Genomic DNA, 15,310 nt, shown 5'->3' on the forward strand with positions numbered 1-15,310 from the left:
CTGTTTACGCTATATATTGACAGTGGAAAGAGCCCCGGCGATGCCGGGGCTCTCGTCTTTTTCCGGGCCCGTCAGCCCTCTTGCATCGGAATACGGACACCGCGTTCGCGAGCCACCTCGGCCGCGTGCTCGTAACCCGCGTCGACGTGCCGCATCACACCGGTGCCGGGGTCATTGGTCAGCACCCGCTCCAGCTTCCGCGCGGCCAGCTCGGTGCCGTCGGCGATACACACCTGGCCGGCGTGGATCGATCGGCCCATCCCGACTCCGCCACCGTGATGGATCGATACCCAGCTCGCCCCGGACGCGGTATTGAGCAGTGCGTTGAGCAGCGGCCAGTCCGCGATCGCGTCGGAGCCGTCGGCCATCGCCTCGGTTTCGCGGTAGGGGGAGGCCACCGAGCCGGAGTCGAGGTGGTCGCGGCCGATGGCCAGGGGAGCCGACAGCTCGCCCGAGGCGACCATCTCGTTGAATTTCAGGCCCGCGCGATGGCGTTCGCCGTAGCCGAGCCAGCAGATCCGCGCGGGCAGACCTTCGAACTTCACCTTCTCGCCCGCCATGGTGATCCAGCGGCGCAGATGGTCGTTGTCGGGGAACAGTTCCAGGATCGCGCGGTCGGTGGCGGCGATATCGGCCGGATCACCCGAGAGTGCGGCCCAGCGGAACGGACCGAGGCCCTCTTCGAAGAGCGGGCGGATGTAGGCGGGAACGAAGCCGGGAAAGGCGAAAGCCCGGTCGTAGCCGCCCTTGCGGGCCTCGTCGCGAATCGAGTTCCCGTAGTCGAACACCTCGGCGCCCGCGTCCATGAATCCGACCATCGCCTCGACGTGCGCGGCCATCGACGCCTGCGCCTCGGTGGTGAACCGGACCGGATCCTTCTCGGCGAGGGTGTGCCAGTCCTCGAGCGCGACGCCGATCGGCAAGTAGGACAACGGATCATGGGCCGAGGTCTGATCGGTGACGATATCCATCGGTGCGCCCATGGCCAGCAGTTCGGGAAAGACCTCGGCCGCATTGCCGACCAGGCCGATCGAGAGCGGCCTGCGCTCGTCACGCGCGGCGATGGCCAGATCCAGTGCCTCCCGCAAGGTCTCGGCCTTCGTGTCGAGGTAGCCGTGCGCGATCCGCCGGTCGATGCGCGCCGGGTCGCAGTCCACACACAGCGCGACGCCGTCGTTCATCGTCACCGCGAGCGGTTGCGCGCCACCCATCCCGCCGACGCCCGCTGTGAGGGTGATGGTGCCTGCGAGGGTGCCGCCGAATCGCTTGCGTGCCACCGCGCCGAAGGTCTCGTAGGTGCCCTGCAGAATGCCCTGGCTGCCGATGTAGATCCACGACCCGGCCGTCATCTGCCCGTACATCATCAGCCCCAGCTGCTCGAGCTTGCGGAACTCCGCCCAGTTGGCCCAGTCGCCGACCAGATTCGAATTCGCCAGCAGCACCCGCGGCGCCCACTCGTTGGTGCGGAACACCCCCACCGGCTTGCCCGACTGCACCAGCAACGTCTCGTCCGCGGCGAGGGTCTCCAGCGTTCGCACGATCGCGTCGAATGCCGCCCAGCTGCGCACCGCCCGCCCGGTCCCGCCGTAGACGACCAGGTCATCGGGGCGTTCGGCGACCTCGGGATCGAGATTGTTCATCAGCATCCGCAAGGCGCCCTCCTGCTGCCAACCGAGGGTGTGCAGCTCGGTGCCGCGCGGAGCGGACACGGGACGGGGGCCGGAGACAGGCAGTGTCACGTCGTTCATGGGACCAGTATAGTCCTGTATATACAAGTGACGGCGAGGTTCGGGCGCAACGTATTCTCTGGGCGAGGCGAGGAGATTTTCGGTGGTGGCGATCGAGGTAGTCGATGCGGAGCTGGCCGCGCTGTACGGCGAGCTCGGCAGCGAATTCGCGGCGTATGAGCGGGTCAAGCAGCTGATCATGGCGCAGATCAAGGCGCGCCGGTGGAACGCGGGGGAGCAGATCCCCTCGGAGAACCAGTTCGTCGCCGCGCTCGGCCTGTCCCGGATGACGATCAATCGCGCCCTGCGTGACCTGACCGCCGACGGCGCGCTCACCCGGGTGATGGGTGTCGGCACCTTCGTCGCCGCGAGCAAGGCCACCTCACCGCTGTTCGAGGTCCGCAACATCGCCGACGAGATCACCGGTCGCGGGCATCGTCATCGCACCGAGGTGGTGTTCGTGCGGTCCGAGGTGCCGGGCGACGTGGAGCTGGCGAATGCCATGGGCGGCACGGTATTCCATTCCCGGCTGGTGCACTTCGAGGACGGCGTGGCGATCCAGCTCGAGGACCGCTATGTCAACCCGGCGCAGGCTCCCGACTACCTCGCCCAGGACTTCACCGCCGTCACCCCGAACATCTACCTCAGCGAGGTCGCGCCACTGCTGCGCGGTGAGCATGTCGTCGAGGCGGTGCGGGCGGCCCGGGAGGAGTGCGTGCTGCTCGGCATCGACGCCGACGAGCCGTGCCTGCTGATCCGGCGTCGCACCTGGTCGTCGGGCGGGCTGGTCAGCGTGGCGCGGCTCGTGCATCCGGGCTCACGTAATCGGCTCGAAGGCAGCTTCGGTAGCGAACCGAGCTGATTCCGCGTCGCACGCGCCGAATATCCTGCCCAACGGCTCGAAACGGCAGTAGCCGCTTGGCAATTGCGTGATGACATTCTGATCAGGGAGATGGTCGAACTGTTCATTCCGCAGTGGATGCGACCTCCTCGCGAGAAGGGTGACGTGTACACGATCGACCTCTGAAATTGTTATCCGATCTGAATGAAAAATGCCATCGGCAAATTGACAGCAATCGAAGAAATAGCGCCTGAGCTGGGTATATGTTCCATGGTCGGTTTGGGTTCAATTTCGAGTTATCACTGTTTCGTGACGAAGTAGGCGGTAGGCCGGATCGGGGCTGTACGTTTGGGACTCGATAGTTTCGCTGGGTTCCATTCAGGTAACGGAGAGGGCGGAAATGGCTACAGTCACGCAGCCGTCGGGGCCGCACGCAATGATCTCTCGACGTGATTTCTCCGCAGCGAAAACAGTGATGGCGCCGTCGAGTCTGGTGACTCTCGGGTTGATCTTGCTGATTCCCGTGTTCATCACCGCGGGCCCGATTCTCGCGTCGGCGTTGATCGCGCGATACGACGGTGTCGGGTGGTCCGGCGGGGTGGTCTTCGGAGTGATCGCCACCGTCGTCGTCATGTCGGTGCTGGCCTCGGCGTGGGCATTCCGCCTGGCATGGCGGCGCGGTTCCCGCGCCGCGCGGCACCCGTTCGGTTCTTCTCTCGCGCGGTAGGAGGTCGACAATGCAGACGCACCGACAGGCGCCGGCGCCGCTCATCGAGCCGCCCGTGGCCACCGCTGCCGACGAATGCCGCCTGCTGCGGATCGTCGCCCGGATCGAGGCGCCCCACGTGTGGGACTCGACTGCCGCCCGGCTGCTCGACTGCGCGCGCCGACGGTGGCAGGGCAGGCCCGATATCGCCGACCACCCGGCCTTGCGTCGTTGGTCGCAGATCCAGGACTCCCAGCAGCGACCCGAACAGCCTTGCCTGCGCACACTTTTCGCCGCCTTCGCCTCCGGCTCGCTGGTCGGCGGTGATCCCTGCGCGGACCTGGCCGCCGCGATCATGCTCCTGTCGAGCTGCCCCGCCGAAGCGGTTCAGCAGGCCGACCCGAACAGCGACCGCCGCACGGTGCGCTTCTCGGTCTACGCCTACCGCGAAGACGACCTGCCGCTGGCCGAGGACTTGATCACCACCACCGTCCAGGCCTGTGGCACCGTCCTGGCCCGGCGCTGCACGATCATGCGCCCCCCTGCCCGTTCCACGGCCCCGCTCGTCGACCATCCGACGCCGGACCTCCTGGTCCTCGGCAGTCTCGGCAGTACCGCCGCCCGCTGACCGAGCCCGGTCGCGCCTTTTCGCTTCGCCGCTCGGCCGCCCGCTACGTGGCTCGCGAAACTAACAGTGCTGCATAAGATTTCATAGTTGCGTAGAGCGTGTCATCGGATCGTTGCGGACCTTCTGGTCGGTTCTCTATCGCGCCTCGGCTCGCGGTAACGCGAATCGGATTGTATGGTTCAAGCAGGGCTGACCCCGTCACCGGAGCTGTTGACGAACGGACAGTTCGTGTCACTCTGGTTCCGAATCGTGTGTGTGCCAACAACATTGACGTTGCGAGCTCCGACTCGACCGCCTCGCGGTCGACCCCCACGCATCGCCGGATGACTCTCGAGGTGTCTACCTCGGGCAGCTCGGCGACTCGTGAGTTCGCCCCCTGATTCCCGCGATGACGCGGAAGCCATTGTCGTGCAGGCGATTACGCCGCACAGCTGGAATCGGCAGACGGCCACCGCTGCTGTGTTCCCGGCCCAGTATCTACGTAAACCATTGTGGTACAGCACAATTGTCGGTTTCAAACTTGGAACATGTTGGAATGCTTGACATCTCGAGCTTCCTCTACAAAACTACCCGTCGGTAGCCAGCGAACGGGACGCTCGACCCCGTCGGCTGCGAGAGGTGACTCCCTACGACTGCCCCGCCCGGAAACTCCATAAACCCGTGTCCGGCAGTCGCCGGTGAACCTCTCCGCATCGTGACCACACCAAAGGAGCTCAGCGCTATGGATAATCCCGCGCTACCCGCAGCACAGCACTCGGGTGACCAGCACTCGGGCGACCGAGTGGTGGTCCTGCCCAGACCGGCCGGGCCGGCCGAGCAACTGGCGCTGGTCACCGCACGACTGCGGGAACTGCTCATCACCGGTGAGGATTTCGACGCGATCTACACCCACATCCTGGCCGCTCCCGGCAAGCGTGTGCGGGCCCGGCTCGTCCTGGCCTGTGCCGGGTTGCTCCCCGACGCCGTCGACACCGCCGCACCGCTGGCCGACGCCGTCGACCTGGCCTGCGCGATGGAGATGCTGCACGAATCCTCGCTGGTCCACGACGACATCTGCGACGGATCGCTGCTGCGTCGCGACGCACCGTCGGTGCCCGCCGCGTTCGGCGTGCGTACCAGTGCCCGCGCCGGATTCCACCTGGCCGGTGCGTCGATGCAGGTCGTCGCCCGGGTGCTGACCGACAACCCCGAGGTGTTCGCGCGGGTCGGTGAGGCGCCCGGCATCACCTACGCCGACCGGCTCTCCGACCTGTCCTACGGTCAGCTCATCGAGACCCTGCCGCCCTCGATCGACGAGGTCGCGCTGCGCCGCCACTACGAACTCGTGGCCGGGGCCAAGACCGGCACCCTGTTCCGGCTGTCGTGCTCCTACGGCGGCACCGCGGGTGGAGTCGACCTCGACCGGCTCTACGCCCTGATGGAGTACGCCGACCAGCTCGCGCTCGCCTTCCAGATCATGGACGACGTCCGCGACATCGAGGGCGGACCCGGCCTCGGCAAGGACGCCGGCGGTGACCTCGAACGCCGGGTGCCGACCTGGCCGGTCATCGAATGGCTCGGCTCGCGCCCCGGCGCCCGTGAAATGTGGCTGGACGCAGAGATTTCCAGCGCGACCCTGCAAGAAGACCTGGTCGAGAGCGGCGCGACCAAAGCCGCCCGCCTGGTCGCGATGGACGCCACCGAGAAGGCCACCCGCGCACTGGACGTCTTTCCTCCTTCCCTCGCGCGCGACGACCTGCGCGAACTTCTCGAGCAGGTGATCTCCCGATGAGCACAGCACGATTTCCCCTCCTGATCCGCGGACTGCGCAACCTTCGCCGCGCACCGGATCTGGACGCGTTGCGCGCCGCGCGGTCACCGCAGGAACTGGCCGCGCTCGCGCTGATCCCCGCGGGCCGCAACCTGGGCATCGCCGTCGGTCTGCTGCCTGCGGCCTTGCGCGCCGAGGCCACCGCCGCGCTGCTGGCCTGTCGCGTGCTCGACGCTTTCGAAGATCTCAGCGACCGCGCGGTAGCCAGCGCTGCCGTGCTGGCGGCGGTGGATTACCTCAACGGTGCCGGGGACACCCTCCCGACACCGCTGCCCGCGCTCGAGGGCAAGATCCGCGACAGCGAAGCCGTCGACCGGGTGCTCGCCGAGCGCATCGCCGACATCAGGGCATTGCTCGCGGCGTTGTCCGAGCAGGGTCGTGAGCGGGTCGGGCTTGTGCTCACCGATGTCGGCCGGGTCATGGCGCGCAATATCGACGCACCGCTGACCCGCGTCGCCTACAGCGAGGGCGTCCTCGGCCGGATCACCCACTACGCGTGCGCCCTGGTCGCCGAAGATGTGCTGCCCGAAGCGGATCTGCGGGAGCTGACCGGTTGTGTCGCCGTGATCGCCCAGTCGGCCAACGACCTGCGCGACAACGAGCTCGCGATCTACGGCGCCGCCGACCGTGAGGAACTCACCCGGATGGTGATGCTGCGCCAGCTCACCCCCGCCCTCGGTGGCTTCGCGCTGCTGGCCAAGCTCGGTCCCGGCACGCCGAGCCTGGGCGCGCGGGCGGCGATGGCGTACATGACGATCACGACCTCGGCGTTCCTGTGCGGCGCCGTCGGGGCCCCCGCGCCCTTCCGGCGCCCGGTCGCCGCGGCCACACTGGCCGCCGCCTCGCCGGCCTACTGGACCAGGATGCTCGAGCGTGTGCGCCGCAGTGGCGACGCCGCGATCCATCAAATGCTCGACGCCTCACCGGATTTCACCACCGGTTCGGCGTCGGCCTCGCAGGTGCTCGGTGCGGGCGACCTCGCTTCGACGGAAACCTCGTTGATGCCGCTGATCGTCGACACCACCTTCGCGCTGGTGCAAACCCTGCCCGAAGGCCGCCTGACCGGCGAACTCTCCGACTCGGCAATCCGCACCATGATGATCGCCGATCACCTGGCTTTCGGTGCCATGGAGCGGGTGCCGAGTCACGAACCCGACGCGATCCGGGCGCTGGCCACACGGCTGCAGCTCGCCGCTCTCGACAACAGCAGCCACCAGTAGTCGAGGAACACCTCCTCGATGATCGTCACTACTAGCGAAGGAGCTCTCCTATGAGCACCGGAACGCCCGTCGCGCCCACAGAGAAACCGCCGTTCAGCCGGCGCGTGTTCAAACTCGAGCACGCATCCAACGTCGGCCCGCTGCTCCACATCGCGTTGTGGATCGGCATGACCTCCGCCGCGCTGTTCATTCCAGGCACCTCCACCTGGTACATCGCGGTGCCGCTGATCATCGTGCTCTCGCTGCTGAACCTCTCGCTGACCATCGGCGTGATGCACATGCACACCCATCGGCCGCTGTTCGTGTCCAAGTTCCCCAACCGGGTGGTCGACATCCTGTGCTGCCTGCCCGGCAACCTGACCGCGGCCGAGATGCGCGAGGTGCACGTCCTCAACCATCACCGGTTCAACGACGGCCCGGGCGATGTCACCGCGACCACCGGCCTGGACAAGGGCATCGGCGCCCTCTGGTACTGGGTCCGCTACGGCATGGTCGTCAAGATCCACACGGTGCGTACGGTTTTCGCCGCGAATCCGGCGCCGCGCCGTCGTAAGACGCGCCACCAGTTCATCTTCGACCTCGCGGTGTACGCCGCCGTGATCGGCTCTGTGTGGTACGTCGCCGGCTTCGAGAAGTTCGTGCTGTTCTACTGGGTGCCGTTCCTGATCACCCAGGTCAACGCCGGCTACTTCGCCTGGCTGAGCCACGCCCCCGCGCGCGGATTCACCGATGAGCCGAGCACCTCGCTGAACAACGCGGGCAACATCCTCAACTTCCTGATCTTCAACCAGGGCTACCACAGCGTGCACCACCGCTACCCCGGCATCCACTGGAGCCAGATCCCCGACAAGCTCGACTACATGCGTGACGTGAACCCCGGCGTCATCGTGCCGTATTGGATGGTGGCGCAGTCGGGTTGGCGTCTGGTCGTGCCCGGCGGCTTCCTCAACGAGGGGTACGGCAACAAGTGGAAGGCGCGCCTGGAATCGCGTCTGGAAGCGGGCACCGTTCGCTCACGCTACCTGCCGTGGTTCGCATGGATCTGATGTCACCGCAACAGGTTCGGGGCGTGGTGAAGAGCCCGTCGCGTCTCGTCCCGTTCCTGTTCTCCTTCGCCGTCTACGGGTTCGCCGGTATCACGGTGCCGCTGATGCTGCTGTTCGCCGGCGGCTGGTGGCTGCCCAAGACGGTGGACAAGGGACCGCACCTGTCCGCGGTCCCCGCGATCGCGATCGACCTGGTGCTGCTCGCGCTGTTCGCGCTGCAGCACTCGGGAATGGCCCGGCCCTCGTTCAAGGCGTTCATCACCCGCTGGGTGCCCGAGGCGCTCGAGCGCACCGTCTACATCATCGGCGTGTGCCTGGTGATGTGGGTGATCATGCTGGCGTGGCAGCCGGTGCCGCACGTGCTGTGGTCGGCCGACGGCGCGCTCGGGGTGGTGCTCGACACCGGGTTCTGGATCGGTTTCGTGCTGGTCTACGCGGCTACCCTGCTGCTCAACCACTTCCACCTGCTCGGCATCAGTCAGGCCTACCGCCAGTATGTGATCCAGGTACCGGACGCGACGGTCGACCGGCTGCAGGTGAACGGCGTCTACAAGCTGGTTCGCCATCCGCTGATGACCGGTCTGCTGGTGTCGTTCTGGTTCGCCAGTGAGTTCACCGTCGGACACCTGGTGTGGGCGCTCGGGCTGACCGGGTACATCCTGCTCGGAACCTACCTGGAGGAGCGCGATCTCATCGCTCGTTTCGGTGCGTCCTACCGCGCGTACGCCGCGCAGGTGCCCGCGTTCTTCCCGTCCGTGCGCGCCATTTTCGGTCGATCGTCTCGGTAACCGGCACGGCCGGGCCGAGTCTGGAGAGGAATCGTCGTGAACAGTCCCGTTCGAGAACGTACTGAACACAGCTCCACAGCGACCGGCCCGGTCCGTGGCGTGGGCCGAGCCCACGCCAAGGCGATCCTGCTGGGTGAGCACACCGTGGTGCACGGGACGCCCGCCATCGCGTTTCCGCTGCCGACCCTGTCGGTGCGGGCGATCGCGCGTCCCGGCGCCCCCGGCGGCGTCATCGAGGTTCCCGAAGGACACTTCGGGTTCGTCGCGGGCAATCCGAATGCCGTGGAGAACACGTTGTCCGGACCGCGCGTCGCGGTCGAGGAGGCGTTGCGGCGCTGGGGCCTGACCGGTCATATCGCCGATGTGGTGATGGAGTGCGACATTCCGCTCGCTCGCGGGCTCGGATCGAGCGCGGCCTGCGCCGGCGCGGCGGTGCGTGCGGTCGCCGACCTGCACGGCCGGACCGTCGATGCCGCCACGCTCTACGAACTCGTGCAGTGCGGTGAACAGATCGCGCACGGCCGAGCCAGCGGCATCGATGCGAGCGCGGTACTGGCCGACGGCCCGATCCTGTTCCACGAGGGCGCCGCCACCGCACTCGATATCGGTCTCGACGCCGCGCTGGTGATCGCCGATACCGGGGTACCCGGGTCCACCCAGCACGCGGTCGCCGGGGTGCGCCGCACACTCGACCGCGATCCGCGGTCCGCGCGCCGGGTGCTGACCAGGGCGGGCGAGCTGATCAGCGGTGCCGCGGCAGACCTCTCGTCCGGGGACGCCGCGTCGCTGGGCCGGGCGATGCTCGACTTCCAGGACCTGCTCGCCGGACTCGGCGTCAGTACCCCGCACATCGACACGCTGGTCGCCGCGGCGCTCGACGCGGGCGCGTACGGCGCCAAGCTCACCGGCGCCGGGCTCGGCGGCTGTGTCCTCGCGCTCACCGAGACCGGGGACGCGCGTACGGTCAGCGCCGCGTTGCGCCGCGCCGGCGCGGTACAGACCTGGACGGTCCCCACCCGCAGCCTGCGTTCAGGCGCGGAGTCCTTATCCGTCTCGACCTCGGAACACGGTGTCAATCCATGACTTTCACTCCCGCATCACCCGCGGTCGCCGAGCGCGGCGCCGTGACCGGGCCGTCCGCCGAGTCGGTCGCGTACCCGAACATCGCCCTGGTGAAGTACTGGGGCAAGCGGGACGAGGACCTGTTCCTGCCTGTCACCGGCAGCCTGTCGATGACCCTCGACATCTTCCCGACCACCACGTCGGTGCGGGTGATCGAGGGACCGGCCGATGTCGTCGAGTTCAACGGCGTCGCGGCGACCGGTGCCGCGCGTACCCGCATCGAGACGTTCCTGGATCTGGTGCGCGCCAAGGCCGGTCGGGCCGACCGTGCGATGGTGGTGACGTCCAACGCCGGGCCCACCGGCGCCGGTCTGGCCTCCTCGGCGAGCGGCTTCGCGGCCCTGGCCACCGCCGCCGCGGCCGCCTATGAGCTCGACCTCGACGGTCGCGCCCTGTCGCGACTGGCCCGGCGCGGCTCCGGCTCCGCCTCGCGCTCCATCTTCGGTGGATTCGTCGTCTGGCACGCCGGTGAGGGCGAAGGCGAAGCGGGGGACCTGAGTTCGTTCGCGGAGCCGATCGGCGGCGACGACCTGGACCCGGCTCTGGTGGTCGCCGTGGTGAACCAGGGCGCGAAGGCGGTCTCGAGCCGTGTCGCCATGCGCGAGACCACCGCCACCTCGCCGTTCTATCGCCCGTGGGCCGAATCGTCGGTGCTCGATCTGGCGGAGATGCGCAAAGCCGTCGCGCGACGAGACCTTCCCGCGATCGGCGAGATCGCCGAGCGCAACGCCCTCGGCATGCACGCCACCATGCTCACCGCACGCCCGGGAATCCGCTACCTGTCACCGCATTCGCTCGCCATCCTCGACGCGGTCCTCGCGCTGCGCGCCGACGGGATCATGGCGTACGCCACGATCGACGCGGGTCCGAACGTCAAAGTGTTGTGCTCGCGTGCGGACGCGCCACTGGTCGACGCCACCCTGGACGGACTCGGCGATTTCGTCACCACCCGGACCGCGCACATCGGTCCCGGCGCGTCGCTGACGACGGCCGGTGCACCGGCGGCGGGTGGCGATCGATGACCAGTTGTCGCGCACCGGGAAAGCTCTTCATCGCCGGGGAATACGCCGTGGTCGAGCCGGGACACCTCGCGGTGCTCACGGCGGTCGACCGCTACGCGACCGCCACGGTCACGGCGGCGGATCCCGACGAAGGGATCACCCTGCACTCGGATCTGGACGGCGGCCGCACACTGTCGTGCGTGCGTCACGGTGACGAATTGGCGCCTACCTCCGATGCTGTTGTGCCAGCGGCTTTTTCGTATGTCTTCGCGGCCGTTTCGGTAGTTCACCGGCTGCTCCTGGAACGGGCCGTCCCTGTCTCCGCCTTCCGGCTGAGCGTCACCGCCGACCTCGGCGACGCCGACGGTCGCAAGTTCGGCTTGGGGTCGAGCGCGGCCGTCACGGTGGCCACCGTCGCCGCTCTCGGGCAGCACTTCGCCCTCGGGCTCGATCCCATGGATCGGTACCGGCTGGCCATGCTCGCCACGATCGCGGTCAATCCCCGTGCCTCGGGCGGCGATGTCGCCGTGAGTACCTGGGGTGGCTGGCTCGCCTACCGATCCCCGGACCGCGCACAGGTGGCGGCCTCGCTCGCCCGCGACGGCGTCGACGCGGCCCTGCGTTCACCGTGGCCTGGCCTGTCGGTGCGCCCGCTGCCCACCCCGACCGAGCTCACCCTGCAGGTCGGCTGGACCGGGAACCCCGCCTCCACACCGGCGCTGGTCGCCGGACTCGACGGTGACCGCACCACCTTCCGGGCGCACAGCGACGAGTGTGTCGAACGGCTCGTTGCCGCGATCGAGGCCGACGACTCCCGCGCCATGCGCATCGAAATCGACAGCGCGCGAACACTGCTCGTCGATCTCGACGCGATGTCGGGCCTCGGCATCATGACGCCGCGTCTGCACGCACTGTGCGACGCGGGCGCCGCGGTGGGCGCGGCGGCGAAGCCCTCGGGCGCCGGTGGCGGTGACTGCGGTATCGCGCTCATCGAACGCACCCGCCCCGCGGCGATCGCCGAACTCACCGGGCGCTGGATCACCGCCGGAATCCGCCCGCTGCCCCTGCGAACCCACCTTGTCGAAGGGGACCCACGATGATCGCCGATCGCAAGGACGACCACGTTCGCCACGCGGTGAACCACCAACGCCAGGCCACCGGGGTCAGTGACTTCGATTCGGTCACCTTTGTCCACCACGCCCTCGCCGGCATCGATGCCGAGGACGTCTCCCTGGCCGTCGAAGTCGCCGGGAAGCAGTGGAACACCCCGCTGTTCGTCAACGCGATGACCGGCGGCAGCACCAAGACCGGCGAGATCAACCGCCAGCTCGCCATCGCCGCGCGCGAGACCGGCATCCCCATCGCCTCCGGTTCGATGAGCGCCTACTTCCGTGATCCGTCGGTCGCGGGCACCTATCGTGTGCTGCGCGAGGAGAATCCGCACGGATTCGTGATGGCCAACGTCAATGCGAACGCGACCGTCGACCAGGTGCGCAGCGCCATCGATCTGCTCGAAGCCGATGCGTTGCAGATCCATCTCAACGCCGTGCAGGAAGTGGTCATGCCCGAGGGCGACCGCTCGTTCGGGGCATGGCCGCGCCAGATCGAACGTATCGTCGCCGATACCGCGGTGCCGGTCTTCGTCAAGGAAGTCGGGTTCGGCCTGAGCAGACAGACCGTCACCTGGTTGCGCGAGGCGGGCGTGTCCGTGGCCGACGTGGGTGGCCGCGGCGGCACCAACTTCGCTCGCATCGAGAACGATCGGCGCGTCGGCGGCGACTTCGGGTTCATCGAGAGCTGGGGCCAGTCCACCCCGAACTGCCTGCTCGACTGCGCCGGCATCCCCGGCATCGACATCGCCGCCACCGGTGGCATCCGCTCGCCGCTGGACATCGCGCGCGCGCTCGCGCTGGGCGCCGACGCGACCGGTGTCGCGGGCGCGTTCCTGGAAACGCTGGTGAGCCACGACACCGCCGCCCTGGTCGACCAGATCGGGACCTGGCTCGACCAGCTGCGCACCATCCTCACCGTTCTCGGCGCCCGCACCCCGGCGGATCTGGTCGGCGCCGACCTGCTCATCACCGGCGACGTCGCGAGCTTCTGCCGGCTTCGCGGTATCGACGCCGCAGCACTTGCCCACCGGAGCCCCTGGTGGCGTGAATCCGAAAATCGAGAAGGAGTCACCCATGAATGACATGTCGTACGCGGCGGTGCCGCTGCAGTGGGTGGGGCCTGTCCGCATTACCGGAAATGTCGTCGACGACGCCGTCGACGTTCCCCTCGCCACCTACGAAACCCCGCTGTGGCCCTCGGTCGGGCGCGGCGCGCGGATCAGCACCCTGGCCGAAAAGGGCATCGTCGCGACGCTGATCGACGAGCGGATGACGCGCTCGATCCTGCTCGAAGCCGACGACGCGTACACCGCGTACACCACGGTCCAGCAGTTGGAAGGCCGCATGGCCGAGCTCCAGGAGGTGGTCGCGGGCAGTAGCCGTTTCGCCCGGCTCATCGACCTGCACCATCAGATCACCGGCAACCTGCTGTTCCTGCGCTTCGAGTTCACCACCGGTGACGCGTCGGGCCACAACATGGCGACCCTGGCCAGTGACCACCTGATGGATCACATCCTGTCGACCATGCCCGGGGTGCGCTACGGCTCGATCTCGGGCAACTACTGCACCGACAAGAAGGCCACCGCGGTCAACGGCATTCTCGGTCGCGGTAAGAACGTGATCACCGAACTGCTCATCCCGCGCGAGGTGGTCGAACAGCGCCTGCACACCACCGCGGCGCAGGTGGTGCAGCTCAATATCCGCAAGAACCTGATCGGTACCCTGCTGGCGGGTGGAATCCGTTCCGCCAACGCGCATTACGCCAACATGCTGCTCGCGTACTACCTGGCGACCGGCCAGGACGCCGCCAATATCGTCGAAGGATCCCAGGGCATCACCCATGCCGAGGATCGCGACGGCGACCTCTACTTCTCGTGCACCCTGCCCAACCTGATCGTGGGCACGGTCGGCAACGGCAAGCACGCGAGTTTCGTCGACGAGAACCTGGAACGCCTCGGCTGCCGCGAAGATCGGCAGCCCGGCGAGAACGCCCGACGCCTCGCGGTGATCGGGGCGGCCACCGTGTTGTGCGGGGAGCTGTCGCTGATGGCGGCACAGACCAATCGCGGTGAATTGATGCGTGCCCATACCCAATTCGAGCGGTCCACCACGAGCAACGGAAGCCCACGATGACAACTACACCGGTCGGTATCCACGACCTCTCGTTCGCCACCACCCACTACGCTCTCGATCACGCCGTCCTCGCCGAGCGACTCGGCGTGGATCGTGACAAGTTCTACCTCGGCATCGGCCAGGAGAAGATGAGTGTCGCCGCCGCCGACGAGGACATCGTCACCATCGCCGCGGCCGCCGCCAAGCCGATCCTGGAACGGCACGGCACCGACAACATCCGCACCGTGCTGCTGGCCACCGAGACCGGTGTCGACCAGTCCAAAGCCGCTGCGCTGTACCTGCATTCGCTGATCGGGCTGCCCAACGCCGCCCGTGTCGTCGAGCTCAAGCAGGCGTGCTACGGCGGTACCGCCGGGCTGCAGTTCGCGGCGGGGCTGATCGCTCGCGACCCGTCGCAGCGTGTGCTGGTCATCGCCGCCGACATCGCGAAGTACGAGCTCGACACCCCGGGTGAGCCGACCCAGGGCGCCGCCGCCGTCGCGATGCTGGTCACCGCGGACCCGGCGATCCTGGCTTTGGACCCGGTCTCGGGTCTCTACAGCGCCGACATCATGGACTTCTGGCGCCCGAACTACCGCACCGAAGCCATCGTGGACGGCAAGACCTCGGTCAACGCCTACCAGAAGGCCGCCCAGGAGGCGTGGACCGACTACCGCCGCCAGGGCGGTCGTGAGCTCGGTGAGTTCGCCGCGTTCTGCTACCACCAGCCCTTCACCAAGATGGCCTACAAGGCACACCGCCACCTGCTCGAGAGCCAGGGCCACACCGCCGATGCCGACGCCATCGAGGCCGCGATCGGCGCCACGACCACCTACAACCGCACGGTCGGCAACAGCTACACCGCCTCGCTCTATCTCGGCTTGGCCTCGCTGCTCGACCATTCGGGGGACCTCACCGACAAGGCGCTGGCGATGATCAGTTACGGGTCGGGCAGCGTCGCCGAATTCTTCAGTGGCACCGTGCAGCCCGGCTACCGCGAGCACCTGCGCACCGAGGCGAACCTGGCGGCGATCAGCTCGCGTGAGCTGCTCGGTTACGAGCGCTACCGGGACCTGCACGAGGCCACCTCGCCCAGCGACGGCGCCTACCACGCCATGGTCGAGGAGACTCGCCGCCCGTTCCGGCTGGCCGCCGTCTCCGGTCACAAACGCATCTACGAATCCCGCTGAGGTCGCC

14 protein-coding genes are annotated in these 15,310 nt (G+C 67.8%); 13 read left to right on the forward strand and 1 reads right to left on the reverse strand.

Annotated elements, in window-relative coordinates; all coding sequences use genetic code 11:
* Positions 1-71: 71 nt before the first annotated feature.
* Entirely contained in the window at positions 72-1,748 is a 1,677-nt protein-coding gene (gene hutU / locus ACFVJ5_RS02455) for a urocanate hydratase (RefSeq protein WP_379218131.1), read from the reverse strand.
* Between the two features lie 85 nt (positions 1,749-1,833).
* Here hutU and hutC point away from each other — a divergent pair, with 85 nt between their 5' ends.
* The 13 genes from hutC (at position 1,834) to ACFVJ5_RS02520 (ending at position 15,303) form a co-directional block, all read left to right on the forward strand.
* Complete coding sequence (gene hutC, locus ACFVJ5_RS02460) at positions 1,834-2,589, forward strand: histidine utilization repressor (protein WP_379218132.1); 756 nt, start codon at positions 1,834-1,836, stop codon at positions 2,587-2,589.
* 379 nt (positions 2,590-2,968) lie between these two features.
* Complete coding sequence (locus tag ACFVJ5_RS02465; protein WP_379218133.1) at positions 2,969-3,295, forward strand: hypothetical protein; 327 nt, start codon at positions 2,969-2,971, stop codon at positions 3,293-3,295.
* 10 nt (positions 3,296-3,305) lie between these two features.
* A complete protein-coding gene (locus tag ACFVJ5_RS02470; protein WP_379218134.1) occupies positions 3,306-3,902 on the forward strand; it encodes a hypothetical protein in 597 nt (198 codons plus the stop codon).
* 721 nt (positions 3,903-4,623) lie between these two features.
* Complete coding sequence (locus ACFVJ5_RS02475) at positions 4,624-5,673, forward strand: polyprenyl synthetase family protein (protein WP_379218135.1); 1,050 nt, start codon at positions 4,624-4,626, stop codon at positions 5,671-5,673.
* The gene (locus ACFVJ5_RS02480; RefSeq protein ID WP_379218136.1) at positions 5,670-6,932 is read left to right on the forward strand and encodes a hypothetical protein; all 1,263 of its coding nucleotides are present in this window, start codon (positions 5,670-5,672) and stop codon (positions 6,930-6,932) included. Before ACFVJ5_RS02475 ends, ACFVJ5_RS02480 begins: the two co-directional genes overlap by 4 nt.
* Positions 6,933-6,982: 50 nt before the next feature.
* Positions 6,983-7,978 (forward strand): fatty acid desaturase, encoded by a 996-nt coding sequence (locus tag ACFVJ5_RS02485; RefSeq protein ID WP_379218137.1) that lies wholly within the window; start codon positions 6,983-6,985, stop codon positions 7,976-7,978.
* Positions 7,969-8,766, forward strand: coding sequence for a methyltransferase family protein (locus ACFVJ5_RS02490; RefSeq protein WP_379218138.1), 798 nt, complete (start codon positions 7,969-7,971; stop codon positions 8,764-8,766). Before ACFVJ5_RS02485 ends, ACFVJ5_RS02490 begins: the two co-directional genes overlap by 10 nt.
* Positions 8,767-8,802: 36 nt before the next feature.
* Positions 8,803-9,849, forward strand: a complete 1,047-nt coding sequence (gene mvk, locus ACFVJ5_RS02495; protein WP_379218139.1) for a mevalonate kinase — start codon at positions 8,803-8,805, stop codon at positions 9,847-9,849.
* Complete coding sequence (gene mvaD, locus ACFVJ5_RS02500) at positions 9,846-10,910, forward strand: diphosphomevalonate decarboxylase (RefSeq protein WP_379218140.1); 1,065 nt, start codon at positions 9,846-9,848, stop codon at positions 10,908-10,910. The genes mvk and mvaD overlap by 4 nt, the downstream gene beginning before the upstream one ends.
* The gene (locus ACFVJ5_RS02505) at positions 10,907-11,989 is read left to right on the forward strand and encodes a phosphomevalonate kinase (RefSeq protein WP_379218141.1); all 1,083 of its coding nucleotides are present in this window, start codon (positions 10,907-10,909) and stop codon (positions 11,987-11,989) included. Before mvaD ends, ACFVJ5_RS02505 begins: the two co-directional genes overlap by 4 nt.
* Positions 11,986-13,083, forward strand: a complete 1,098-nt coding sequence (gene fni, locus ACFVJ5_RS02510) for a type 2 isopentenyl-diphosphate Delta-isomerase (RefSeq protein WP_379218142.1) — start codon at positions 11,986-11,988, stop codon at positions 13,081-13,083. Before ACFVJ5_RS02505 ends, fni begins: the two co-directional genes overlap by 4 nt.
* Positions 13,076-14,134 (forward strand): hydroxymethylglutaryl-CoA reductase, encoded by a 1,059-nt coding sequence (locus ACFVJ5_RS02515; protein WP_379218143.1) that lies wholly within the window; start codon positions 13,076-13,078, stop codon positions 14,132-14,134. The genes fni and ACFVJ5_RS02515 overlap by 8 nt, the downstream gene beginning before the upstream one ends.
* Entirely contained in the window at positions 14,131-15,303 is a 1,173-nt protein-coding gene (locus ACFVJ5_RS02520) for a hydroxymethylglutaryl-CoA synthase (RefSeq protein ID WP_379218144.1), read from the forward strand. Before ACFVJ5_RS02515 ends, ACFVJ5_RS02520 begins: the two co-directional genes overlap by 4 nt.
* The last annotated feature ends 7 nt before the right edge of the window (positions 15,304-15,310 follow it).

The organism is Nocardia sp. NPDC127606 (assembly GCF_042671725.1).
Classification (GTDB): Bacteria; Actinomycetota; Actinomycetes; order Mycobacteriales; family Mycobacteriaceae; genus Nocardia.